The 23,446-nt window shown below is 72.4% G+C and carries 20 protein-coding genes and 1 pseudogene; 16 read left to right on the forward strand and 5 right to left on the reverse strand.

Features of this window, described 5'->3' with window-relative positions:
- Window positions 1-7: 7 nt before the first annotated feature.
- Window positions 8-1,363 carry a polysialyltransferase family glycosyltransferase gene (locus IF89_RS0110230; RefSeq protein ID WP_030764358.1) on the reverse strand — a complete coding sequence of 452 codons (1,356 nt, stop codon included), beginning with the start codon at window positions 1,361-1,363 and terminating at the stop codon, window positions 8-10.
- Entirely contained in the window at window positions 1,363-2,349 is a 987-nt protein-coding gene (locus IF89_RS0110235) for a glycosyltransferase family 2 protein (protein WP_030764360.1), read from the reverse strand. Before IF89_RS0110235 ends, IF89_RS0110230 begins: the two co-directional genes overlap by 1 nt.
- Window positions 2,350-2,525: 176 nt before the next feature.
- Between IF89_RS0110235 and IF89_RS0110240 the strand changes: the two genes are divergently transcribed.
- The 13 genes and pseudogenes from IF89_RS0110240 (at window position 2,526) to IF89_RS41935 (ending at window position 16,638) form a co-directional block, all read left to right on the forward strand.
- Window positions 2,526-3,920: a DUF6716 putative glycosyltransferase gene (locus tag IF89_RS0110240; protein WP_030764363.1), complete on the forward strand. Its 1,395-nt coding sequence runs from the start codon at window positions 2,526-2,528 to the stop codon at window positions 3,918-3,920.
- Window positions 3,917-4,276 (forward strand): annotated as a pseudogene (locus tag IF89_RS47565) (cytidylyltransferase domain-containing protein); the annotation flags it as partial. The gene IF89_RS0110240 and the pseudogene IF89_RS47565, both read left to right, overlap by 4 nt.
- A gap of 414 nt (window positions 4,277-4,690) precedes the next feature.
- A complete protein-coding gene (locus tag IF89_RS47570) occupies window positions 4,691-5,599 on the forward strand; it encodes an N-acetylneuraminate synthase family protein (protein WP_030764365.1) in 909 nt (302 codons plus the stop codon).
- A gap of 47 nt (window positions 5,600-5,646) precedes the next feature.
- Window positions 5,647-6,822, forward strand: a complete 1,176-nt coding sequence (locus IF89_RS0110250) for a hypothetical protein (protein WP_030764367.1) — start codon at window positions 5,647-5,649, stop codon at window positions 6,820-6,822.
- A 137-nt stretch (window positions 6,823-6,959) separates the two neighbouring features.
- The gene (locus tag IF89_RS0110255; RefSeq protein WP_030764368.1) at window positions 6,960-8,204 is read left to right on the forward strand and encodes an amidohydrolase; all 1,245 of its coding nucleotides are present in this window, start codon (window positions 6,960-6,962) and stop codon (window positions 8,202-8,204) included.
- Between the two features lie 229 nt (window positions 8,205-8,433).
- On the forward strand, window positions 8,434-9,492 hold the full coding sequence (locus IF89_RS0110260; RefSeq protein ID WP_030764369.1) for a BMP family lipoprotein: 1,059 nt from the start codon (window positions 8,434-8,436) through the stop codon (window positions 9,490-9,492).
- Between the two features lie 210 nt (window positions 9,493-9,702).
- The gene (locus IF89_RS0110265) at window positions 9,703-11,382 is read left to right on the forward strand and encodes an ABC transporter ATP-binding protein (protein ID WP_051806941.1); all 1,680 of its coding nucleotides are present in this window, start codon (window positions 9,703-9,705) and stop codon (window positions 11,380-11,382) included.
- Window positions 11,379-12,494 (forward strand): ABC transporter permease, encoded by a 1,116-nt coding sequence (locus IF89_RS0110270; protein WP_030764373.1) that lies wholly within the window; start codon window positions 11,379-11,381, stop codon window positions 12,492-12,494. Before IF89_RS0110265 ends, IF89_RS0110270 begins: the two co-directional genes overlap by 4 nt.
- Complete coding sequence (locus IF89_RS0110275) at window positions 12,491-13,753, forward strand: ABC transporter permease (RefSeq protein ID WP_030764375.1); 1,263 nt, start codon at window positions 12,491-12,493, stop codon at window positions 13,751-13,753. Before IF89_RS0110270 ends, IF89_RS0110275 begins: the two co-directional genes overlap by 4 nt.
- Window positions 13,750-14,148 (forward strand): cytidine deaminase, encoded by a 399-nt coding sequence (locus tag IF89_RS0110280; RefSeq protein WP_030764376.1) that lies wholly within the window; start codon window positions 13,750-13,752, stop codon window positions 14,146-14,148. Before IF89_RS0110275 ends, IF89_RS0110280 begins: the two co-directional genes overlap by 4 nt.
- A gap of 100 nt (window positions 14,149-14,248) precedes the next feature.
- Window positions 14,249-15,526 (forward strand): thymidine phosphorylase, encoded by a 1,278-nt coding sequence (locus IF89_RS0110285; RefSeq protein ID WP_030764377.1) that lies wholly within the window; start codon window positions 14,249-14,251, stop codon window positions 15,524-15,526.
- Window positions 15,527-15,622: 96 nt separating this feature from the next.
- Entirely contained in the window at window positions 15,623-16,216 is a 594-nt protein-coding gene (locus IF89_RS0110290) for a Uma2 family endonuclease (RefSeq protein ID WP_030764378.1), read from the forward strand.
- 86 nt (window positions 16,217-16,302) lie between these two features.
- Window positions 16,303-16,638 (forward strand): STAS domain-containing protein, encoded by a 336-nt coding sequence (locus IF89_RS41935; RefSeq protein ID WP_030764379.1) that lies wholly within the window; start codon window positions 16,303-16,305, stop codon window positions 16,636-16,638.
- On the opposite strand, the gene IF89_RS0110300 is transcribed toward IF89_RS41935, so the two are convergent.
- On the reverse strand, window positions 16,525-17,535 hold the full coding sequence (locus IF89_RS0110300; RefSeq protein ID WP_030764380.1) for a sigma-70 family RNA polymerase sigma factor: 1,011 nt from the start codon (window positions 17,533-17,535) through the stop codon (window positions 16,525-16,527). The genes IF89_RS41935 and IF89_RS0110300 overlap by 114 nt on opposite strands.
- 190 nt (window positions 17,536-17,725) lie before the next feature.
- Here IF89_RS0110300 and IF89_RS0110305 point away from each other — a divergent pair, with 190 nt between their 5' ends.
- On the forward strand, window positions 17,726-19,087 hold the full coding sequence (locus IF89_RS0110305; RefSeq protein ID WP_107047242.1) for an MFS transporter: 1,362 nt from the start codon (window positions 17,726-17,728) through the stop codon (window positions 19,085-19,087).
- A 2-nt stretch (window positions 19,088-19,089) separates the two neighbouring features.
- On the opposite strand, the gene IF89_RS0110310 is transcribed toward IF89_RS0110305, so the two are convergent.
- A complete protein-coding gene (locus IF89_RS0110310; RefSeq protein WP_030764384.1) occupies window positions 19,090-19,803 on the reverse strand; it encodes a L,D-transpeptidase family protein in 714 nt (237 codons plus the stop codon).
- An 89-nt stretch (window positions 19,804-19,892) separates the two neighbouring features.
- Window positions 19,893-21,176, reverse strand: a complete 1,284-nt coding sequence (locus IF89_RS0110315; protein ID WP_030764385.1) for an MFS transporter — start codon at window positions 21,174-21,176, stop codon at window positions 19,893-19,895.
- Window positions 21,177-21,269: 93 nt separating this feature from the next.
- Between IF89_RS0110315 and IF89_RS0110320 the strand changes: the two genes are divergently transcribed.
- Together IF89_RS0110320 and IF89_RS0110325 are read left to right on the forward strand one after the other, a co-directional pair.
- Window positions 21,270-22,217, forward strand: coding sequence for a LysR family transcriptional regulator (locus IF89_RS0110320; RefSeq protein ID WP_051806942.1), 948 nt, complete (start codon window positions 21,270-21,272; stop codon window positions 22,215-22,217).
- Window positions 22,218-22,301: 84 nt separating this feature from the next.
- Window positions 22,302-23,360 (forward strand): hypothetical protein, encoded by a 1,059-nt coding sequence (locus IF89_RS0110325; protein WP_030764393.1) that lies wholly within the window; start codon window positions 22,302-22,304, stop codon window positions 23,358-23,360.
- Window positions 23,361-23,446: the final 86 nt, after the last annotated feature.

Raw genomic sequence — 23,446 nt, forward strand, 5'->3', positions numbered from 1 at the left:
CCGTACATCAGGGACCTGCCGCCGACCGCCGGTCGCGGACGCGGCGCAGCGTCCGCGCCACCCGCCGCACGGTCCGGCTGCGCGGCAGGAAGGACAGCTGGGCCGGGATACCGCCGGGCAGGCCCAGTGCCGTCAGCCGGCGGCGCGTGAAGTACCGCCAGGTGGCGGGCGTCAGGTGCGCGGCCAGGTACGCCTCGGCCGCGGCCCGGCGCGCCGCCAGGATCTGCGGCTGCATGGTGAACCCCACGGCCGTCAGGAGCCCGGCCCGCTCGGCTCCCGTCCGGCCCACGGACTCGGGAGTCCAGGCGCGGACCGCCTCCCGGTCCGCCAGGTCCGGCAGGAGGGAGTCCACCAGCGCCAACGGCACCCGGTTGCTGTTCTGGTACGGAGCCAGCCGGGCCAGCACGGCTGCGGTGCCGGTGCGGGCGACGGGCAGACCGTACAGCGTCGCGGCGGTCAGCAGCCCGGTGGAGAAGCAGCCGACGACCAGCGCCGGGCGCATCCGCCGGTAGAGGGTCTCCGCCAGCACCGGGCTGCTCGTCACGGTGAGCCGGGCACCGAGCCGTTCGGCCTCCGCCGCGGCCCGGCGGGCGTGGGCGGCCGGCGCGCTCGGGTGGGGTTTGAAGACCAGCTCGCGGTGTCCGAGCGCGAAGGCGCCCCGGACCATCGAGGCGTGCAGTTCCTCCTCCTCGTCCGCGGTCATCAGGTCGAGTGCCGACAGGTACTGGCCCAGCAGCAGGGCCGGGCACGCGCCCACGCCGTCGAGGTCCGGACCGGGCGGGGGAAGCTCGTCGAGGACCTTCAGGAAGGACGCGGCGGGCACCACCTCCTGCCGCGCGCCGAACTCCGTCAGCAGCAGCGGCTCCAGGCCCGGCACCAGATCCAGGTGGAGCACCCGCCGCACGCGCATGCCCAGCTGCGGGTCGAGGCGGAAGCGGGTGGGTCCGTAGCTCATCAGGCCGTCGGCGTAGACGTCGACCGCCGCGCCCGGGAAGAGCCGGCACAGGGACTGGGCCGGCGGCACCTGGAGCGACTCCACGACCAGCTCGACCCGGTCCTCGCCGAGCCCCCACAGCGTCCGCAGCTGCCGCTCCCACAGCGGGACGTCCTCGGCACGCGGGGCCCAAGTGCTCGGGTGCTGCGGCTCGATCACGGTGTTCCAGTCGAGCACCTCGTCGAAGCGGGTGCGCAGGGCGGCGAAGCCGGGCATGCCCGCCAGGCCCGGGGACACCTCTGCGGTGACGGCGTGGTTGCTGGTCAGCAGGATCCGCCGGCCGGCGGGCGGGAAGCATCCCGCGTCGATGGCCGCCGCGAGCGTGGCCGCGCCGTAGAGGGTGGAGGCCAGGAAGATCTGCGTGAGCATCAGACGGTCGCCCCCGACCGGGTCGCCGTGCGGCGTCCGCCGCGCAGGCGGCGCAGGACCGTGGCGCGTTCGACGTCCATCGCGTCCAGCACCCGGTCCAGCACGTCCTGGGGCATGCGGCCGAGCGCGGCCGCGGACATGAGCCGGAGTTTCCTGGCCGCGGCCGGTTCGTACCTTTCGATGGATCCGAAATGGTGCGCGATGATCGCGCAATACGTTCGGACGGATTTGGGCAGCAGCAGATCGGATTCCCGGTCGGTGCCGACGTCGGCGAGGACCTGGTCGAATGCCCGAATGAAATCGAGCTGCCGTTCGTCCTTGATCTGCGTGAGCGAGGTGGAAACGCCCCGCCGGTAGAAGACCCCGGGCAGTCCCACCGCCGCGAAGGACTCCGCCTCCCGGTGCAACCGCCAGATCCACGGCCGGTCCTCCGCCGTGCGCAGCCCGTCGGTGAAGTGCAGCAGGCCGCGGTCCAGCAGCCGCCGGTGGTACATGCCGGCCCAGGCGTACGGATAGTCCACCGAAGTCGCCCGGTCGGCCGGCAGGATCGCGCTGCGCGGATCGGCGACGACGGACTGTGGGCCGTAGGGCACGCGCTGCACGCTCCGTGTCCGACCCGTGCACCGCACATGGTCGGTACGGATGAAATCGCAGCCCAGAGCCTCGATGGCGGCCAGCATCCGGGCCAGGTGGCCGGGCGCCAGCCAGTCGTCGCCGTCCAGGAAGGCCAGGTACTCGCCGCGGGCCGCGTCCAGCCCGGTGTTCCGCGCCGTGGCCAGGCCGCCGTTGCGGCCTTGTCGCAGGAGCACCGCCCCCGGCAGCTCGCGCGCCGCCCGTTCCAGCAGCTCGGGCGTCCCGTCCGTCGAGCAGTCGTCGACGAGCAGGAACTCGAAATCCTCCCGGGCGTTCAGTTCGAGACTCTTCAGGGCGTCCGGTGCGTACGTCTGCACGTTGTAGAACGGCACGACAACAGAAAGCTTGGGCACCCGCGAGACACTAGGGCGCGGCCCGGCATTCACTGTGGCCCGGACGCGGAATGCACGTGAACGGCGCGGGGCGGACGGGTTAACCCGCCCGCTTTCGCGTCCGGTCGACGCGTTGTTAACCCGCTGTTGTGCGCTCGTTGGGCCGATCACCGAAAACGCGGAATAGCTTCTGCCGCGTGCCAGAACGCAAACGCGTCGCCGTACTCGCCGATTCCGACACGAGATGGAAATGGGGCGCGAACACCGCCCGCCGCCTCGTGCCCGACCACCAGCTCACCGGCTTCCTGCTGCGCGGCCGTGCCACGCCCACCGCGCGCCAGCTCGGTGAGGTGGGGGTACCGGCCGACCGGCTGGCCGAGGTGACCTGCACCGAGTTCCTCGCCGAGATCGAACGCGAGCCCTACGACGTGGTGGTCCTCGCCCTCGTCGGCGGGGCCGTCCAGGCCGTCCTGCACGGGGCCCGCGCCCTGTGGCCGGCCCCCGCCCGGCGCCCCGTGCTCGTCACCGGCTACGTCGGGGTCGTCTACGAGAAGCTCGCCGACGGGCTGCTCCTGCGGCACGGGGCCGACCTCGTCCTCGCCAACTCCCGCCACGACGCCGAGCGCTTCCGCGCCGTGTACGACGGGGTCGGCGCCGACGCGGGCGCGGTCACCGAGACCGCGCTGCCCTTCCTGGGCGGAACGCCGTACGAACCGGCCGGGAGCCGGACCCGCACGGTGGTCTTCGCCGTGCAGCCCTCCGTTCCCGACGACCGCGCCGACCGCGCCTACCTGCTGGAGCGCGCGGCCCGCCACGCCCGGCTGCACCCCGACCGCGAGGTGCTGGTCAAGCTGCGCAGCAAGCCCGGGGAGCACACCACGCACCTGGAGGAGCAGCCCTACCAGCGGCTCGCGCAGCGCCTCCCCGGCGGCTTGCCCGCCAACTGCCGGCTGGTCCACGGGAACATGGGCGAGGTGCTGGACGGCACCGACCTGCTGGTCACCGTCTCCTCCACGGCCGCCCTGGAATCCCTGCACCGCGGCATCCCGACGGCGGTCCTCACCGACCTCGGCATCCGCGAGGCGCTCGGCAACCACCACTTCCTCGGCTCCGGCTGCCTGGCCTCCTGGGACCAGCTCGACTCCGGGCTGCTGCCCGAGGGCGACCCGGTCTGGCTGGCCGCCCACGGGGTCCGGGCGACCGGCACCGGCCGGGGCCCCCACGGCGGTGCGGCCGCCGCGGCCGCGCCCGGGAACGCCGCGCACGCAACGGCCGCGCCCGGTACCGCCGCAGAGGCCGACCCCTACGCCCTCGCCCGGGCCAAGGTCGCCGGACTGCTCACCGCGGCCCGGCTGCCCTCACCCGCCCCCTACTACACGCTCACCACCGCTCCCGGCTACCTGCCGGGCATCCTGGCCCGGCACCGCCTCGCCCCCGACGGCACCCCGCTGCCGGGCGCCGTACGCAGCGGGGCGGGGGAGTCCCGGCTGCGCCGCCGGCTGCGCGCCCACCTGCGCGAAGCCGCCCGGGGGGCGTACCGGCACGGGGTGCAGCGCGTCGCCCCGGTGATCCGAAGGCTGGGGGAGCTGTGAGGGTCCTCGCCGTCATTCCCGCCCGCGGCGGCTCCAAAGGGGTCCCGGGCAAGAACCTCGCCGAGGTCGCCGGCACCCCGCTCGTCGCCCGCGCCGTGCTCGCCTGCCGGGCCGCGCCGACCGTCACCGACGTGGTCGTCTCCACCGACTCCGGGGCCGTCGCCGCAGCCGCCCGCGCCGCCGGCGCCGACGTGATCGCCCGCCCCGCCGCCCTCTCCGGCGACACCGCGAGCAGCGAGGCCGCCGTCCTGCACGCGCTGTGCGCCTTCGAGGAACTGCACTCGCTCACCGTGGACGTGGTCCTCCTCGTCCAGTGCACCAGCCCCTTCCTCGCGACCTCCGACGTCGAGTCGGTCGCCGTGGCCGTCGCCTCCGGGGCGGCCGACTCGGCCCTGGCCGTTGCGCCGTTCCACGGCTTCCTCTGGCGGGGCGGGCCGGACGGCTCCGGGACCGGGGTCAACCACGACCCCGCCCACCGGCCGCGCCGCCAGGACCGGCCGCAGGACCTGCTGGAGACCGGCGCCGCCTACGCCATGGACGCCGCCGGCTTCCGCGCCGCCCGCCACCGCTTCTTCGGGCGCACCGTCCCCGTCGCCACCGATCCCGCCCGGGTCCTGGAGATCGACGACCCGCACGACCTGGACCGCGCCCGGCTGCTCGCCCCCCTGCTCGACCCGCGCCCCGCCACGGCACCCTCCCCGCACCCCGATCCGGACCCCGACCCGCAGCCCGCACCCCGTACGCCCCCGCACCGAAGGACGCCCTCTGCCATGACCTCCCTCCCCGACCCGCGCCTGCGCACCTTCGGCGCGCGCACCGCCGGCCCCGGCCGCCCCGTCTACGTCGTCGGCGAGATCGGCATCAACCACAACGGCGACCTCGGCAACGCCTTCGCCCTCATCGACGCCGCCGCCGAAGCCGGCTGCGACGCCGTGAAGTTCCAGAAGCGCACCCCGGAGATCTGCACCCCGCGCGACCAGTGGGACATCGAACGCGACACCCCCTGGGGCCGGATGACCTACATCGACTACCGCCACCGCGTCGAATTCGGCGAGGAGGACTACCGCGCCATCGACGAGCACTGCGCGCAGCGCGGCATCGACTGGTTCGCCTCCCCGTGGGACACCGAGGCCGTCGCCTTCCTGGAGAAGTTCGACGTCCCCGCCCACAAGGTGGCCTCCGCCTGCCTCACCGACGACGAACTGCTGCGCGCCCTGCGCGCCACCGGCCGCACCGTCGTCCTCTCCACCGGCATGTCCACCCCGCAGCAGATCCGCCACGCCGTCGAGGTGCTCGGCAGCGCGAACATCCTCCTCTGCCACGCCACTTCGACGTACCCGGCCAAGGCCGAGGAGCTCAACCTGCGCGTCATCAACACCCTGCGCGAGGAGTACCCCAACGTCCCGATCGGCTATTCGGGCCACGAGACGGGCCTGCAGACCACCCTCGCCGCCGTCGCCCTCGGCGCCACCTTCGTCGAGCGGCACATCACCCTCGACCGCGCGATGTGGGGCTCCGACCAGGCCGCCTCCGTCGAGCCCGGCGGCCTCACCCGCCTGGTCCGCGACATCCGCACCATCGAGACCGCCCTCGGCGACGGGGTCAAGCGCGTCTACGCGTCCGAGCTCGGCCCCATGAAGAAGCTCCGCCGCGTCCGCGGCGAGCTGGCATCCGTCTGAGGAACGGCTCCGGCGCGCACCGGTCCCGCCCCCGACAAGGAGTACGTGTGAGCACCTCCGCCTCCACCCTGGCGTTCGTCGAGAGCCCGGTCCAACTCCTCAACGTGCTGGAGTGGGCGTACGCGCGCGGCACCGCGGCCGGCAGACCGCTGGACGCCGTCCCGAGCCAGCGCGCCCGCCGCGCCGGCCGGGAGCCGGCGCAGGCGCAGCCGGATCCCGGCCCGCGCCGGGCGGAGGCGCTCGCACCGTTGCGGATCGTCGTGCTGCCGCCCACCGACCCCATGTCCCGCGGCCAGCTGCGCCGGATGGCGGCCCTGGCCCGGGACGAGGGGTACGAGGTGCTGTGGCAGGAGGCGCGCGGCAGCCGGGTCGCCCCGCTGAAGGCGCTCGCCGCTCTGGCACGCGACGTCCGCGCGGCGCGTACCGTCCTCGTCGGCGACCCCTTCTCCCGCTACGTCCAGCTCCTGCTCACCCTGGTGCGCGCCGAGGAACTCGTCGTGGTCGACGACGGCACCGCCACCATGGAGTTCGTCGCGCAGACCGCCCGCGGCGAGCGCCTGGTGCGCTGGCACCGGGTCGGCGGCGGCGGGCTGCCCGGCCGGGTCCGCGAGCTGGCGTACGCGCCCGTCTCCGCGGCGGCGCGGCGCCGCTTCGTCCCGGCGGCAGGGTCGGCGCGCCGCGTCGAGGTGTTCACCTCGATGCCCGTCACCCCGCACGCCGGGATGACGCTGCGGACCAACGACTTCGCCTGGACCCGCGCCCGCTTCGGCCCGCCCCGCCTCACCAGGGGCACCGACCTCGTCGGCACCTCGCTCGTCGAGACCGGCGTCGTGGACCCGGACCGCTACCTGGACGCGGTCCGCTCCCTCGCCCTGGAGCACGGCGCCACCCGCTACTTCGCGCACCGCCGCGAGTCCCCGGAGAAGCTGCGCGCGCTGAGCCGGACGACCGGGCTGGAGATCGTGCGCCCCGACCTGCCGCTGGAGCTGATCGCGCGGCGCGGTCCCGTCGGCCGGACGGTCCTCAGCTTTCCGTCCACGGTCGTCCACACGCTGCCGTACGCCCTGACCGGTACCGGTGTGACCGTCGCCGTATGCGAGGTGGACCCGGCCTGGCTCACCGGCTCCGCCTCCCCGCGTGCCCGCGGCTTCCTGGCGGGGGTCACGGACACCGCTCGTGATGTGCGCAGACTGCCCGCCCGGGCGACGCCTGCGGCCGGATGAGCGCGCGAGTTTACCCCCGGGTCCACCCGGTCATGCGTCCAGAGGCAGTGTTTCTTTCCCCTAACGGCATGAACTTTTCGTGATCCCCGGTCGGTTGACCCATCCGTGCGCCTACCCTTCAACGGGTGAACCAGTTGATGTCCCGCGAGTCCCAGACCCTCCAGCCCGTCGCGTCCGACCGGCCCGAGCTGCCCGGCAAACTTCCGGACCACCTGCGCACCGAACTGATCGCCTTCCGCCGGGACCTGCACATGCACCCGGAGCTCGGACACCAGGAATTCCGCACCACCGCGGCGATCAAGGCCAGGCTCGAACAGGCCGGCCTGCGACCACGGGTCCTGAAGTCCGGCACCGGCCTGATCTGTGACGTAGGCACCTGGGACGGGGGCCGGCCGATGCTGGCCCTGCGCGCGGACATCGACGCCCTGCCCATCCCCGACACCAAGACGCACGTCCCGTACCGCTCGACCTCCCCGGACCGCGCCCACGCCTGCGGGCACGACGTGCACACGGCCGTCGTCCTCGGCGCCGGCCTCGTCCTGGCCGAGCTCGACCGGCAGGGGCTCCTGCCCCGGCCGGTGCGGCTGCTCTTCCAGCCCGCCGAGGAGGTGCTGCCGGGCGGCGCCACCGATGCCATCGAGTCCGGTGTGCTCGACGGCGTGGGCCGGATCGTCGCCGTGCACTGCGACCCCCGGGTCGACGCCGGCCGGATCGGACTGCGGCCCGGCCCCATCACCTCCGCCTGCGACCGGCTGGAGGTCAGCCTCACCGGGTCGGGCGGGCACACCGCCCGGCCGCACCTGACCACGGACCTGGTGACGGCCGCCGCCCGGGTGGCCCTCGACGCCCCCGCGCTGCTCGCCCGCCGGATGGACGCCCGAGCCGGCATGTCGGTGACCTGGGGCCGGATCGAGTCCGGGCACGCCTGCAACGTGATCCCCATGCACGCCGAGCTGTCCGGGACCGTACGGTGCCTGGACCTGGCCGCCTGGCACGAGGCGCCGGACATGATCCACGCGGCGATCGACGAGATCGCGACCATGCACGGGGCCAAGTTCGAGATCAACCACGTGCGCGGGGTGCCGCCGGTCGTCAACGACCCGGTGATCACCGAACTGCTGCGCGAGGCGATGGGAGCCCGCTTCGGCGCCGCCTCGGTCGAGGACACCGAGCAGAGCCTGGGCGGGGAGGACTTCTCCTGGTACCTGGAGCACGTGCCGGGCGCCATGGCGCGCCTCGGCGTCCGCACACCGGGTGACACGGCCAAGCGCGACCTGCACCGCGGGGACTTCGACGTGGACGAGGACGCGATCGCCGTCGGTGTGGAGTTCTTCACCGCCGCCGCCCTGATCGACGGGCGCCGTACTCCGCCGTCCCGGTAGCGCTCCGACCGGTTCCCGTACCGCATCGGCGGGTCTCCCGGCGGACGTGTCCAGCCCTTGGTACACAAGGGCTGGACACGGTGGCAGTTACCGATCGGTCACTGTCCGGTTCGCGACGATCCGATAACGACTCATGAACGGGCCTTTAACTGACATCTACGCGCGTTACGATCGCCGCGAAACCAGCGCCGGTCGTGGCGCTTCGGTCAGGTTTTGAAGGAGCCTCCCCTTGCGCCGGATCACCAGGATCGCCACCGTGGGCATCGCGTCCGCGGCGCTGGCCCTCTCGGCCACCGCCTGTGGCGGTAAGAAGTCCTCTGACGCCTCCTCCTCCCCCTCGGAGTCGGGTCAGAAGTCCGCAGCCATCGCGTACGACATCGGTGGCCGCGGCGACCAGTCGTTCAACGACGCCGCCTACGCCGGCCTGAAGAAGGCCGAGACGGACCTCAAGATCAAGGGCTCCGAGGCCGAGCCCACCGACGGCGAGGGCGAGGCCGACAAGGTCCAGCGCCTCACCGAGCTCGCCCGCAAGGGCAACAACCCGGTCATCGGCGTCGGCTTCGCCTACGCCCCGGCCATCAAGAAGGTCGCGCCGAAGTTCCCGAACACCACGTTCGGCATCATCGACGACACCTCGGTGACCGGCCCGAACGTCGCCAACATGGTCTTCAACGAGGAGCAGGGCTCCTACCTGGCCGGCGTCGCCGCCGCCAAGGCGTCCAAGAGCGGCACGGTCGGCTTCATCGGCGGTGTCGAGGTCCCGCTGATCAAGAAGTTCGAGGCGGGCTTCACCCAGGGCGTCAAGGACACCAACCCGAACGCCAAGGTGCTCTCCGCGTACCTGACCCAGCCGCCGAACTTCGACGGTTTCGCCAAGCCCGACCTGGGCAAGGCCGCCGCGCAGGGCCAGCTCGACGCGGGCGCCGACGTGATCTACGCCGCCGCCGGCCTCGCCGGCTCCGGCGCCATCGAGGCCGCTTCCGCCAAGGGCAAGTGGGCCATCGGCGTCGACTCCGACCAGTACAACCAGGCCGGTCTGGCGAAGTACAAGGACTCCATCCTGACCTCGGTCACCAAGGACGTCTCGGACTCCGTCTTCAACCTGATCAAGTCGGTCGAGGACGGCAAGCCCACCACCGGTGAGATCCGCTACGGCCTGGACAAGGACGGCGTCGGCCTGGCCGACTCCAACCCGAAGTACAAGGAGATGACCGACCTCATCGCCGCGGTGGAGAAGGCCAAGGCCGACATCATCGCCAAGAAGATCACCGTCAAGACCGCCCCGTAAGGCAGTCTCGGACGTGTAGTCCTGGTCTCCGGGGTCCGGGAAGCGGTCGTCATCGCTCCCGGGCCCCGAGCCTCGTTCTGTGATCACTACTCTGTGACCAAGCAGCCTTCGTGGCCGCGAGTTTTCACTTCCGACAGTGCTACGCGCGTAGAAGCATCGTGGACGCGATACTTTCACTCCCCGCCCTGTCCTCCCTGCCTTCCGCTCCTTTTGCGCCAAGGAGAGTGCGTCATCAACGCGTCCAGCCCGCCCCCCGCCGTAGAACTGCACGGCATCACCAAGCGCTTCCCCGGCGTCGTCGCCAACAAGGACATCGCGATCACCGTTCGCAAGGGCACGGTCCATGCCCTCATCGGTGAGAACGGCGCCGGCAAGTCGACCCTGATGAAGATCCTCTACGGCATGCAGAAGCCGGACGAGGGCACCATCGCCATCGACGGGGAGCAGGTCGCCTTCAGCACGCCCGGCGACGCCATCGCCCGCGGCATCGGCATGGTGCACCAGCACTTCATGCTCGCCGACAACCTCACCGTCCTGGAGAACGTCGTTCTCGGCGGCGAGAAGCTGTACGGCATCGGCGCCAAGGCGCGCAAGAAGATCATGGAGATCTCGGACGCGTACGGCCTGGGCGTGCGCCCCGACGTCCTCGTCGAGGACCTCGGCGTCGCCGACCGCCAGCGCGTGGAGATCCTCAAGGTCCTCTACCGCGGCGCCAAGATCCTCATCCTCGACGAGCCGACCGCCGTGCTCGTGCCGCAGGAGGTGGACGCACTCTTCGACAACCTGCGCGAGCTCAAGTCCGAGGGCCTGACCGTCATCTTCATCTCGCACAAGCTGGGCGAGGTCCTGAAGGTCGCCGACGACATCACCGTCATCCGGCGCGGCACCACGGTCGGCACCGCCGACCCGAAGACCGCCACCCCCAAGCAGCTCGCCGAGCTGATGGTCGGTGCGGAGCTGCCCTCGCCGGAGACCCGCGAGTCGACGGTGACCACGACCCCGATGCTCCAGGTGGCGGGTCTGACCGTCGCCGCGGGCGGCGCCGTCGTCGCCGAGCCGGAGGTCCTGGTCCCCGCGGGCGCCCCGGACTCCTCGACCCAGGAGAAGGCCGAGGTCGGCCGCCTGCTGCTGGACGACATCAACCTCACCATCCACAAGGGCGAGATCCTCGGCATCGCCGGTGTCGAGGGCAACGGCCAGACGGAGCTGATCGAGGCCCTCATGGGCATGATGGCCCCCGACGCGGGCGTCATCACCCTGGACGGCGCGGACATCACCGGGATGTCGGTGCGCAAGCGCCGCGAGGGCGGCATCGGCTACATCCCCGAGGACCGCCACCGCCACGGCCTGCTGCTGGAGTCCCCGCTCTGGGAGAACCGCATCCTCGGCCACGTCACCGAGGCGCCCAACTCCAAGAAGGGCATCCTCGACCCGAAGGCGGCCCGCAAGGACACCGAGCGGATCGTGCGCGAGTACGACGTCCGCACGCCCGGCATCGACGTCACCGCGGCCTCGCTCTCCGGCGGCAACCAGCAGAAGCTGATCGTCGGCCGCGAGATGAGCCACAACCCCAAGTTCCTCATCGCCGCCCACCCCACCCGCGGTGTGGACGTCGGCGCGCAGGCGCAGATCTGGGACGCGATCCGCGAGGCCCGCCGCGAGGGCCTGGCCGTGCTGCTGATCTCCGCCGACCTGGACGAGCTCATCGGCCTGTCCGACACCCTGCGCGTGATCTACCGCGGCCGCCTGGTCGCGGACGCCGACCCGGCGACCGTCACCCCCGAGGAGCTGGGCACCGCCATGACGGGCGCCGCCTCGGGGCACCTGGAAGCAACCGACAACCACTCCGCCGCTGCCGACGGTGACACGACGGAGGACGAGGCCCGATGAAGACATTCGACAAGGACCGGCTGATGCTCGCCATCGCCGGGCCCCTGCTCGCGCTGGTCAGCGCGTTCGTACTGACCATGATCGTGCTGGCGGCGACGGGCATCAACCCGATCGAGCCCCTGCGCATCATGGTGGAGAACGGCGGCTACGAGGACATCCAGGTCCTCATCGTCAACCAGGCCGGCACGTACTACCTGGCAGCCCTGGCCGTCGCCATCGGCTTCCGGATGAACCTCTTCAACATCGGCGTCGACGGCCAGTACCGCCTCGCCGCGATGATCTCCGCCGTGGTCGGTGGCGCCATCGCGCTGCCCGGTCCGCTGCACATCCTCCTGATCGTCGTCGTCGCGATGCTGACCGGCGCCTTCTGGGCCGGCATCGCCGGTGTCCTCAAGGCCAAGCGCGGCGTGAGCGAGGTCGTATCGACGATCATGCTGAACGCCATCGCGACCAGCCTGATCGCCTGGCTGATCCTGCCGAAGAACCTCGGCGTGCAGGTGGAGGGCTCCAACGACCTCACCACCGGCGAGATCGCCGAGTCCGGCTGGTTCCCGGCCCTCTCCCTCGGCGACTCGGGCGAGATCTACGGCTTCACCTTCATCGCCTTCGCCCTCGGCGTCGTCTACTGGTTCGTACTCAACCGCACCCGCTTCGGCTTCGACCTGCGCGCCAGCGGTGCGAGCGAGTCCGCCGCCGCGGCCTCCGGTGTCGACTCCAAGAAGATGATCATCACCGCGATGCTCATCTCCGGCGCTGTCGCCGGCCTGTCCGGCATGCCCGTGCTGCTCGGCGAGAGCCACACGTACACCCTCGTCTTCCCCGTGGGCGTCGGCTTCACCGGCATCACCATCGCCCTGCTCGGCCGCAACAGCCCCGTGGGCATCTTCTTCGCCGCCCTCCTGATGGCCTTCATCGACAAGGCGTCCGCCGGCCTCGACACGGCCGGCTACGCCAAGGAGATCGGCACGATCATGAAGGGCCTGATCGTGATCGCGGTGGTCGTCTCCTACGAGCTCATCCGCCGCTACGGCATCCGCCGCCAGCAGCAGAAGGTCGGCGAGGAACTGGCCGCGGGCCACGCCATGAAGACCGAGAAGGAGGTCGCGGCGTGAGCGCCAGCACCGTTTCCACGAAGAAGGCGGCGCCCGCCCCGGGCAGCCGCAAGAAGCTCACCCTGCCCTGGATCCTGCTGATCATCGCGGGTGGCCTCGCGCTGGTCTCGCTCGTCCGCCTGATCTCCGGCGCCGACGACCTGACCTCCGTCGGCCAGGTCTCCGGAGCCCTCTCCCTCGCCGTGCCGATCGGCCTCGCCGGCCTCGGCGGTCTGTGGGCCGAGCGCGCGGGCGTCGTCAACATCGGCCTCGAAGGCATGATGATCCTCGGCACCTGGTTCGGTGCCTGGGCCGGCTACCAGTGGGGCCCGTGGTCGGGTGTGCTCGTCGGCATCGCCGGCGGCGCCGTCGGCGGCCTGCTGCACGCGATCATCACGGTCACCTTCAACGTCAACCACATCGTCTCCGGTGTGGCCATCAACATCCTCGCCCTGGGCTTCACCCAGTACCTGTCGAACTTCACGTTCGCCGAGGCGCCGGGCGGCTCCTCCAAGCAGTCGCCGCAGGTCGAGCCCATCACCAAGATCACCATTCCGGGCCTCTCGGACTGGATGGCCGACCTCCAGGGCAAGCACTGGTTCTTCGTCTCGGACCTCGCCGGCGTCATCGGCGGCCTGATCACCGAGATCTCGCTGCTCACCATCGTGGCCCTGCTGCTGATCCCCGCCACCTGGTGGGTGCTGTGGCGGACCTCCTTCGGCCTGCGCCTGCGCTCCTGCGGTGAGAACCCGATCGCCGCCGAGTCCCTCGGCGTCAACGTCTACAAGTACAAGTACATCGCCGTGATCGTCTCCGGTGCCCTCGCGGGCCTCGGCGGCGTGTACCTGTCCGAGGTCGCCAGCCCCATCTACCAGGAGGGCCAGACCGGCGGCCGCGGCTACATCGGCCTCGCCGCGATGATCTTCGGCAACTGGATGCCGGGCGGCATGGCGCTGGGCGCGGGCCTGTTCGGCTTCATCGACAGCCTCAAGCTGCGCGGCGGCGCCGAGAACGTCCACGCGATGCTGCTGCTGATCGCGATCCTGCTGGTCATCGTCTGCGTCTGGCAGCTCTACAAGAAGAAGTACATCCAGGCCGGCATCTCCGCGGCCTTCGCGGCCCTGCTCTTCGTCTGGTACACCGTGACCGACGCGGTGCCGAGCCAGTTCGTCGACGCGGCCCCGTACCTGACCACGCTGCTCGTGCTCGCCCTGTCGGCGCAGCGCCTGCGGATGCCGAAGGCGGACGGCATGCCGTACCGCAAGGGCCAGGGCAAGTGACCGCGGAGCCCGCGGTGGACTGGGACGTCCTGCGGACGCACGCCCGGGACGCGATGACCCGGGCGTACGCCCCGTACTCGGGCTTCCCGGTCGGGGTCGCCGCCCTCGTGGACGACGGCCGCATCGTGACCGGCTGCAACGTCGAGAACGCGAGCTACGGGCTGGGCCTGTGCGCCGAGTGCGGCCTGGTCTCCTCCCTCCAGGCCACGGGCGGCGGCCGCCTCACGCACTTCACGTGCGTGGACGGCAAGGGCGAGATCCTCGTCCCGTGCGGACGCTGCCGCCAGCTGCTGTACGAGTTCGGCGGCGACGAGCTGCTGGTGGAGACCCCGGACGGGGTCCTGCCGCTCGCGGCGATGCTGCCGCAGGCCTTCGGGCCCGACCACCTGAGATAGCCGTGCCGACGGCCCTTCGCCCTGCCGGGCGGAGGGCCGTCGCACTTCCTTTCCCCGAACCCCTCTCTCCTCTCTCTATGCGCGTAGAAGGAAGCACCTCATGGACGTCATCTCCGTCATCCGGACCAAGCGGGACCGCGGTGAGCTGAGCCCCGAGCAGATCGACTGGGTCATCGACGCCTACACCCGCGGTGTCGTGGCCGACGAGCAGATGTCCGCGCTGGCCATGGCCATCCTGCTCAACGGCATGAACCGGACCGAGATCGCCCGTTGGACCGCGGCGATGATCGCCTCCGGCGAGCGCATGAACTTCGACGCGCTGTCCCGCCCGACCGCGGACAAGCACTCCACCGGCGGCGTCGGGGACAAGATCACCCTGCCGCTGGCCCCGCTCGTCGCCGCGTGCGGCGCGGCCGTGCCGCAACTGTCGGGCCGCGGCCTCGGCCACACCGGCGGCACCCTCGACAAGCTGGAGTCCATCCCCGGCTGGCGCGCGCTGCTCTCCAACGAGGAGATGATGCACGTCCTCGACACCACCGGCGCGGTCATCTGCGCGGCCGGCGACGGACTGGCCCCGGCCGACAAGAAGCTCTACGCGCTGCGTGACGTCACGGGCACGGTCGAGGCGATCCCGCTCATCGCCTCCTCGATCATGTCGAAGAAGATCGCCGAGGGCACCGGCTCGCTCGTCCTGGACGTCAAGGTCGGCTCCGGCGCCTTCATGAAGAACATCGAAGACGCCCGCGAGCTGGCCCGCACCATGGTCGGCCTCGGCACCGACTCGGGAGTCAAGACCGTCGCGCTGCTCACCGACATGTCCACCCCGCTCGGCCTGACGGCCGGCAACGCCCTCGAAGTCCGCGAGTCGGTCGAGGTCCTCGCCGGCGGCGGCCCGGCCGACGTCGTCGAGCTGACCATCGCGCTGGCCAAGGAGATGCTGGACGCGGCGGGCATCAAGGACGCCGACCCGGCGAAGGCCCTCGCGGACGGCTCCGCCATGGACCACTGGCGCCGGATGATCGCGGCCCAGGGCGGCGACCCGGACGCGGCCCTGCCGGTGGCCCGCGAGCAGCACGTCGTCACCGCCCCCGAGTCGGGCGTCCTGACCCGCCTGGACGCGTACGGCGTCGGCGTCGGCGCCTGGCGCCTCGGCGCGGGCCGGGCCCGCAAGGAGGACCCGGTGCAGGCGGGCGCGGGCATCGAGCTGCACGCGAAGCCGGGCGACACCGTCACGGCCGGCCAGCCGCTGATGACGCTGCACACGGACACCCCGGAGAAGTTCGACTACGCCCTGGCGGCGCTGGACGGCTCCTTCGACATCGCCGCGGCGGGCACGTCCTTCACCGCCACGCCGATCGTCCTGGACCGCATCGCCTGACCTGCGGCTTCCCCTTCGGGTGAACGGGACCGGTGGACCCCCGCCGGTCCCGTTCGGCATGCTGGGACCGGTGACGAACCGATTGAGGAGCACACCATGAGCGCACTCACCGTCCAGCAGGAGCCGCCGCAGGGCGGCGACAGCTGGGAGGGCCTCGTCCGCCTCTGGGAGGAGACGGACTGGCCCGAGGGCTGCAAGGTGGAGATCATCGACGGGATCATCACCGTGGCACCACCGCCCGTGAACCACCACAACTACATTGCCCACCAGGTGCATCGTGCACTGTTGGCCGTCGTTCAGGACGATTTCGGGATCTACCAGACCCTGAACGTCGCCGTCCCCTCTCGTAGCGGGCTGTTCGTCCCGGACCTCGTCGTCGCCCCCGACGACGTGGTCCTGGAGGACGCCAACTACATTCCCGCGGCCGCCGCCGAACTCGTCGTCGAGATCACTTCCAGGTCGAATGCGGTCCATGACCGCGTCGCCAAGCTCCACGGATATGCCCTTGCGGGCATCCCGCTCTATCTCCTCATCGACCCGCACGCGACCGGAGAACCGGCGATCCACTTGTACGGCGAGCCGACGAGCGGAACGTACCGCCTGTTGTGGGCGGGCAAGTTCGGCGAGACCGTAGAACTTCCGGCTCCCTTCACCCTGTCCCTCGACACCTCCGGTTTCCCCCGCCCCTGAGTTCGAGCCGCGGCAGGGTCCCGCCCGGGAGCGGTTCGCTGCGCCGGGCGGCGATGAGTTCCGGCGGGTCGGGGAGTCATCCCCTCGTGGAGACCACCCGACTCGTGCTGCCCGGACCCGCCCCGACCGCCCACGACGCCGCCGCGCTGTGCGCCCGTCTGGCCCGCCTGTACGAGGACGGGGCCCGCGCGGTGGAGTGCGACGCGCGGGCCGTCACCGCGCCGGGCCTGGGCGCCGTGGAGGTGCTGGCCCGGCTGCGGCTGACCGCGCGGGGCCGGCCGCTGCGGGTGACCGGTGCCGGGCCCGCCCTACGCGCCCTGCTGCATCTCGTGGGACTCGTCGAGCTGCTCGGGCAGCCCGAAGAGCGGGAACCAGCGGGCCGTGTCGAGGAAGGCGTTGAGGCCGACGATCCGGCCCTGTGAGACCTCCAGCACCTGGAGCGCCCAGGGGGTGTGCCCCGGCCTGCCGTCCTCGCGCGGGCGGTACTGGCCGAAGGCCGGCATGCCGTTCGCCGTCGTCGGGATCAGGCGGGAGCCCTTGCAGCCGATGCCCTGGTCGAGGTGCCACGCCGCGATGTCCGCCGGGCCCTGCAGCCACAGGTCGTACGGCGGCATCGACAGGACCGCGTCCTCGTGCAGCAGCGTCGTCAGACGCGAGATGTCGTAGGACTCGAAGGCCGCCAGGTACTGCTTGAGCAATGTGGTCTGCTCCGCGTCCAGCGGGTCGGCCGGCTCGCTCTCGCGCATCCGCTGCCCGGCGAGCGTGGCCCGTGCCCGCTGCAGGGCGCTGTTGACCGATGCCACCGTGGTGTCCAGCAGGTGCGCGACCTCGTCCGCCTTCCAGGCCAGTACCTCGCGCAGGATGAGGACCGCGCGCTGTTTGGCCGGCAGGTGCTGGAGGGCGGCGACGAAGGCGAGCCGGACGGACTCCTTCGCGAGAGCCGCCTCCGCCGGGTCCGCGGTCTGCGGCAGCACCCGGCCGTCGGGGATCGGCTCCAGCCAGGTCACCTCGGGCCGCTGGTTGAGCACGGCGGAGGCCTGGTGCTGCGGCGCGGTCAGGTCCATCGGCCGGGCCCGCTTGTTCCCGGCGTTCAGCAGGTCCAGGCAGACGTTGGTGGCGATCCGGTAGAGCCACGACCGCAGCGAGGAGCGGCCCTCGAACTTGTCGTAGCTGCGCCAGGCGCGGAGGTAGGTGTCCTGCACCGCGTCCTCGGCGTCGAAGGCGGAACCGAGCATCCGGTAGCAGTAGCCGGTGAGCTCGACGCGGTACCGGTCCATCGCCGCGTCGAGGTCGCCGTCGGTGGTGGCGAGGTCGCTCATGTCGGTACGTCCCCCTGAACGTTCGTGGCTTCTTCGGAACCTACCCGAGGGGTCCGACAACGGCAGCCGGAAGCACGGAGCCGCCCGGATCTGTCGATATCAAGTATCTTGACGTCGAGATTTATCTGGTGCAGGCTCCCTTCTGTATCTCGACATCGAGATACCTGGACGGTCGACGGGGAGGCCAGGGATGCGGCGCGGCAGGGAGATCCGGAAGGCACGGCGGCGGGGCGAACGGGAGCCGGGCCTGCTGGCCCAGCTGCGCCGCCCGCCCGGCGGCCGCGACGCGCGGATCATGCTGCTCGCGCAGGCGCTGGACCGCGCAGGCACCGGGGTGTGGGCCGCGGCCTGCGTCCTCTACTTCACCTTCGTCATCGGCCTCGACGCCGGGCAGGTGGGGCTGCTGCTGGGGGCGTCCGGCGTGGCGGGCATCGCCGGATCCCCCCTGGCGGGCCACCTCGCCGACCGCTTCCCCGTCCGCTCCCTGCTCATCGGCGCCCACCTGCTGCGCCTGGTCACCCTGGGCCTGCTGCTCCTGGTCACCGACTTCGCGCTCCTGCTGCCCGTCGTGGCCGTCACCCACCTGGGAGACCGTGCGGCCAAGACCCTGGAGATGCTCTTCGCCACCCGGGTCGCGGGCAAGCGGCGCGCCACCTACCAGGCGCTGTCGCGCAGTTCGGCGAACGCCGGCTACGCACTCGGCGCCGGCCTGGCCGCCATCGGCCTCGCCGTCGGCACCCGCGGCGCCTACCACGTGCTCATCCTGGCCGACGCGCTGTCGTTCCTCGTGGCCGCCGCCCTGGTGTGGCGCACGCGGGAGCCCCACGGCCGCGGGCTCGTGGCCGCACCCGCACCGGCCCCCGCCCCCGCCTCCGCTCCCGACGCCGCACCGCAGCCCGCGGCCGCCGCCGGAGGGCGCAGCCCCTGGCGGGACCGCGGCTACCTCCGGTTCGTCCTGCTGGACATCCCGATGAACCTCGACGACTCGATCCTGGGCATCGGCATCCCGCTCTGGCTGGTGAGCCGCACCAGCGCCCCGCACGAGCTGATCCCCGCCTTCCTGGTCATCAACACCGTGCTCGTCGTCGTCCTCCAACTGCGCGTGTCGGCCGCGGTCCGCGATCCGCGCCGGGCGGCCGGGGCGGTCGCGTTCTACGGGCTGACCACCCTCCTGTGCTGCGTCCTCCTCGCCTCCGCGGCCGGCGGCGGAGCCTGGGCCGCCTCCGCCGCCCTGCTCGCCGCGGCGGTGCTGGCCACCGCGGCCGAGCTGATGCGCTCGGTGAGCTCCTGGGAGCTCGCCGTCTCCCTCGCGCCCCCGGAGGCGCGCGCCTCGTACCTCGGCGTGGCCGGCATGGCCCAGTCCGTCCAGAAGTCCGCCGGACCGCTGCTGCTGACGGGCGCGGTGATGGCCGCAGGCCCGGCGGGCTGGCTGGCCCTCGGGACGGCCGTGGCGGGCCTGTCGCTCTTCCAACGGCGCGCCAGCCTGCGGCGGTTGGACCAACTGACGGCCGCGGCCCGCCTGCCCGCGGCCACCGGGGCCACCGGGGCCTGAGGCTACGTGCCGGGCTTGCGCCCGTACACGTAGACGTCCTCGCCCTTGCCGAGCAGCTTCCAGTACGCCTTGGCGTCGGCGGGGCGCATGTTCACGCAGCCGCCCGACCCGGGCGGGTTCCACATGCTCTTGGCGGTCGAGTGGAAGGCGATGCCGCCGTCGAAGAACTGCGCGTACGGCATCGACACCTGGTAGATCGTCGACCAGTGGTCGATGCTGCGGTGGTAGATCCTCTTCGCGCCGGTCCGGGTCTCCGTGCCGTCCTTGCCGGTGCGGACCGGTACGGGGCCGTACGTCAGGACGGGGCCGTCCTGGATCCAGCTGAGCTGCCTCGTCAGGTCCACGCAGGCGATGCGCCCCCGGTCCACCGGGCAGTCACCGGCCCGGTTCGGGGTGCTGCCCGCCGCCCGCTGGGCCAGCATCGTGCTCATCACCTGCCACGTCAGCGGCCCCGCGTAGCCCTGGGACGGGCTGATGCCGTGGACCTTCTGGAACGCCCGGACGGCTGTGCAGTCGGCCGCCGACTGCCGTCCGTCCACGGGCCGTCCCAGGAACCCTTCCACCTGGCGCTGGTACGGCCCGCTGGACAGGGTGCAGGAGGCGGCCTCTGCCGTACCGCCTCCCGCGACCACCACCAGCGGCACCGCCAGCGCCGCCGCCCCGCCCCACACCGCCGCGCGCCGGCCCCCGCGCCCGCGTGCCCTTCGCGTCCCCATCCGGTCCTCCCCTGCTCACCGCACTGCGTTCTCCGTGTTCAATGCCCGGAAAACCAGCAGGGGTTGCCTCGGACTGGAGCGAAGTCCCGTCAGCGCGCGCCGGCCGCGGAAGCCGGTACGCGCCGCTGCGCGCGGGCCGCGTGCGTGCCGTACAGGGTGATCGACACGACGCCCAGCACCGCGAGCAGGGCGAGGGCGACCGTGCCGGCCCAGCCCGCCCCGTGGTAGGCGAGGGCACCGAGGGTGCCGCCCGCGCTGGAACCGAGGTAGTACGCCGACTGGTAGAGCGCGGAGGCCTGTGCCCGGCCCGTCCTCGCGGTCCGGCTGACCGCCGCCGAGGCCACCGCGTGCCCGGCGAAGAAGCCCGCGGTGATCAGGACCAGCCCCAGGACGACCGTCACCAGGGAGTCCGACAGCGACAGCAGCAGACCCAGCGCCGTCGTCGTCACGGCCAGGTACAGCGCCCCGCGCCGCCCGCAACGGCCCACGAGCGTGCCGGCGGCGGCCGAGGACACCGTACCGACCAGGTAGATCAGGAAGATCGACCCGATCACGCCCTGGCCGAGCGAGAACGGCTCGTCCACCAGCCGGTAGCCGATCACCGTGTAGACCGCGCCGAAGACCGTCATGAACAGTGCGCCGATCCCGTACAGCCGCAGCAGCAGCGGGTCGCGCAGATGGCCGGCGACGGTACGGCCCATCGCGCGCGGGTCCAGCGACGCCGGCCGGAAGAACCGCGCCCGCGGCAGCAGCACCAGGAAGGTCACCGCGCAGACCAGCGCCATCACGGCGACGGCGGCCAGTCCGGCCCGCCAGCCGCCCAGCTGCGCCGCCCAGCCGGTGACGAGCCGGCCGCTCATGCCGCCGATGGAGTTACCCGCGACGAACAGCCCGATCGCCGCCACCAGGGCCTTGGGCCGGACCTCCTCCGCCAGGTACGCCATCGCCGAGGCGGGGATGCCGGCGATCGCCGCACCCTGCACGGCGCGCAGCACCACCAGCCACTCCAGGTTCGGCGCGAAGGGGACGAGAAGCGCCACGCCGACGGCGACCGCCATCGACCAGGTCATCGTCCGGGTGCGGCCGAACCGCTCGGACAGGGCGCTCAGCGGCAGGACGAACAGCGCGAGCGCGCCCGTGGCCGCGGACACCGTCCAGCTGGCCCGCCCCGCCGTCACCCCGAGGTCCTCGGAGATCGCCGGCAGCAGCGCCTGGGTGGAGTAGAGAAGGGCGAAGGTGGCCAGTCCGGCGGCGAAGAGCGCGAGGCTCATCCGGCGGTAGCCGGGGCGGCCGGGGGAGTGGGGTTCCGGTGCGGGGGACGACGCGGTGGAGGCACCCGGGACGACGGGTGCCCCGGTATGAACGGGAGGCATGCCATCGACGGTAGGCCGGTGCTTTTCATGCGTCCAATGCACAGAATCGCGATAATCGATCCATTGCTGCATCAGTCCAGGTCAGGATGGCGGATGTCGACGAACCGTTACGTAGAAGACATGTCGGTGACACGCCTGCTGGCGCCCAGGCTGGCGTATTTCGCCGCCGTCGCGCGGCACGAGCACGTCACCCGCGCCGCCCAGGAGCTGGGCGTACCGCAGTCCACGCTGTCGCGGGCCATGGTCCGCCTGGAACACGACCTGGGCGTCACGCTGTTCGCCCGCAAGGGCCGCACCGTCGCCCTCACCACGGCGGGCCGCACCTTCCTGGCCTCCGCCGAACAGGCCCTGGACGGCATCGCCCGGGCCGCCGAGTCCGTCCAGCAGGACGCCGACCCGGCCTACGGCAAGGTCGCCTTCGGCTTCCTCCACACCCTCGGCCCCGAGACCGTACCCGGCCTCATCCGTGCCTTCCGCACCGACCACCCGCGCGTGCGCTTCTCCCTCGTCCAGAACTACGGCGAGGCCATGCTGGAGAAGCTGCGCGCAGGCGAACTCGACCTCTGCCTCACCTCGCCGCTCCCGGACGCCCCCGACCTCGTCGCCCGCCGCCTCGACGAGCAGCGGCTGCGGCTGGTCGTCCCCGACGACCACCGCCTCGCCGGGCGCAAGCGCATCCGCCTCGCCGAGGCCGCGGAGGAAACCTTCGTCACCCTGGAGGCCGGTTACGGCCTGCGCCGCATCACCGACGACCTGTGCGCGGAGGCCGGCTTCACCCCGCGCGTCGCCTTCGAGGGCGAGGAGGCGGAAACCCTGCGCGGCCTGGTCGCCGCCGGCCTCGGGGTGGCCCTGCTGCCGCCCCCCGCGGTGGCCCGCCCCGGGGTGGTCGAGCTGAACGTCACCGCCCCGCGCGCCGTCCGGGAGATCGGCGTCGCCTGGCTCGACGGCCACCCCGACACCCCGCCGGTCGCCGAGTTCAAGCGCTTCCTCCTCTCCCGCCGCGGCCGCCTCATCCCCGAGCTGGAACCCCCGGGGCCCTGACCCGCCGCCCCCGCCGGAAAACCGCTGGCCCCGCCCCGGCCCGGACCGGACAATTCCGAAGTCGCCGGGTGGAGAGGAACGTGTGTGGACGTGTTCGCGTGCGCCGGTTGCGGCGCGGAACTGACGGCGCCCGTGACCCGGGTCGCCCTCCCCGACCACACCCACTACGGCGCGTGGGAGCAGCTGCACCCCCCGTTGATGGAGCCGGGGACGTACGCCGTGGACCCCCTGCCGACCGGGCCGCCCTGGCATCCCTGGGACCAGGTGGGGGAGGAACTGGCGGCCCGGCAGGGGATCCACGCGCCGGTGTACTCCGTGTCGTTCGGCTCACGGGACCGGATCGTCGTCTCGCCCGGGGACTCCCGGGGCATGGCCTTCATCCCCGGGAAGTGCGAGGGCTACTGCATGGGCGTCGACGGCCGGGACGGCCCCAACCTCGCCTGTACGGCCTGCGGGAGAGCCGTCGCGACCCGGATGGACGACTGCGGGCTGTGGCAGGCGGTGTGGCTGGAGCCCGACGCGGTACGGCGCGTGCCCTCGGGCCTGCCCGCCGTCCCGGTCCCGGGATGGGACGAGCTCGACCTGGCGCAGTGCGCCGTGGCGCCCGTCGAACCCGACGGCTCCTGGAACCGCCGCTGGCAGGCCGCCGTCGCGGTGGCCCTGGCCCACCTGGTGGTGGCCTGCGGGGGCCGCCCGGTGGCGCTGCCCGGACCCCTGGCCGAGCTGCTGGGCGACACCGCCAAAGCCTTCCTCCCTGCCGGGTCCCCGGCCGGCTCCGCGGCCCTCGCCGTGGGCCTCGCCGGACCGGGCGTCGCCGTTGCCCGGCCCGCCGCCCCCATCCTGCTCGTGCCGCGCCACCCGGTGACCGGGGAGCCGTGGCGGCCCCCGTCCGCAACGGCGGCGGTCGTTCCGCTGGACGCGGGGGTCTGGGCGCACCTCGCGCGGCCCGGGGAGACCTCCCCCGTACCGGTGACCGGCACCCTGCCCAAGGGCGTCCTGCGCGACGACTATCCGCTCCCGCCCCTTCCCGGGTACCGCTTCCGGCCGAACCCCGTCGCCTTCACCGGGACGCTGGTGCGCCTGCCCGCCGCCCGTGAACCATGGCTGCGCGCCTACTACGAAAGCAGCCGCGGGCCGTATTGAGAGGGGCCCTGCGCGTCCCGTCCGGTGCATGGTCCCCGCCCCGTACGCCGCCACCGGCCGCCCGCAGCGCGAGGACGCGCCGGTCC

It is taken from the genome of Streptomyces sp. NRRL F-2664 (assembly GCF_000719345.1).
GTDB lineage: Bacteria > Actinomycetota > Actinomycetes > Streptomycetales > Streptomycetaceae > Streptomyces.

What these genes read in the sequence shown, in the direction of transcription:
- IF89_RS0110230 (WP_030764358.1), bottom strand. Translation starts at nt 1,363, where the DNA reads ATGCTCACGCAGATCTTCCTGGCCTCCACCCTCTACGGCGCGGCCACG.
- IF89_RS47570 (WP_030764365.1), top strand. Translation starts at nt 4,691, where the DNA reads ATGACCTCCCTCCCCGACCCGCGCCTGCGCACCTTCGGCGCGCGCACC.
- IF89_RS0110255 (WP_030764368.1), top strand. Translation starts at nt 6,960, where the DNA reads ATGTCCCGCGAGTCCCAGACCCTCCAGCCCGTCGCGTCCGACCGGCCC.
- IF89_RS0110270 (WP_030764373.1), top strand. Translation starts at nt 11,379, where the DNA reads ATGAAGACATTCGACAAGGACCGGCTGATGCTCGCCATCGCCGGGCCC.
- IF89_RS0110285 (WP_030764377.1), top strand. Translation starts at nt 14,249, where the DNA reads ATGGACGTCATCTCCGTCATCCGGACCAAGCGGGACCGCGGTGAGCTG.
- IF89_RS0110290 (WP_030764378.1), top strand. Translation starts at nt 15,623, where the DNA reads ATGAGCGCACTCACCGTCCAGCAGGAGCCGCCGCAGGGCGGCGACAGC.
- IF89_RS0110300 (WP_030764380.1), bottom strand. Translation starts at nt 17,535, where the DNA reads ATGAGCGACCTCGCCACCACCGACGGCGACCTCGACGCGGCGATGGAC.
- IF89_RS0110305 (WP_107047242.1), top strand. Translation starts at nt 17,726, where the DNA reads ATGCGGCGCGGCAGGGAGATCCGGAAGGCACGGCGGCGGGGCGAACGG.
- IF89_RS0110310 (WP_030764384.1), bottom strand. Translation starts at nt 19,803, where the DNA reads ATGGGGACGCGAAGGGCACGCGGGCGCGGGGGCCGGCGCGCGGCGGTG.
- IF89_RS0110315 (WP_030764385.1), bottom strand. Translation starts at nt 21,176, where the DNA reads ATGCCTCCCGTTCATACCGGGGCACCCGTCGTCCCGGGTGCCTCCACC.
- IF89_RS0110320 (WP_051806942.1), top strand. Translation starts at nt 21,270, where the DNA reads ATGTCGACGAACCGTTACGTAGAAGACATGTCGGTGACACGCCTGCTG.